General features: G+C 40.6%; 1 protein-coding gene. It reads right to left on the bottom strand.

Annotation, left to right across the window (positions count from 1 at the left end; all coding sequences use genetic code 11):
* On the bottom strand, positions 1 to 249 hold a 249-nt coding region (locus tag R2R70_RS22070), incomplete at both ends, for a hypothetical protein (RefSeq protein ID WP_410979208.1).

Genomic DNA, 249 nt, shown 5'->3' with positions numbered 1-249 from the left:
GTGCTCCTTCCCAATAAGGCGGGCGGCGGATATAGGTACTTTGCGCTCGCCAATCGTAAAGTGGGTCGTTGTCTTCACCGTAATCTACGGTTAAGTCAAACATAGGCTCGTACACTTTTTTAAATTGCTCAGGCTTAACGCTTTGTTGAATTACTGCATCTATTTCTTCATCGGTTGGCCATAAATCTTTAAGGGTTACATCATTACCTTGTTGATCTTGTCCTAAAATATCTTTTTCAATATCAAAAC

It is taken from the genome of Cobetia sp. SIMBA_158, from assembly GCF_046566945.1.
GTDB lineage: Bacteria > Pseudomonadota > Gammaproteobacteria > Pseudomonadales > Halomonadaceae > Cobetia > Cobetia amphilecti.
Note: the sequence above shows the minus strand (reverse complement) of the source record. Positions and strands in the feature narration are given on the sequence as shown.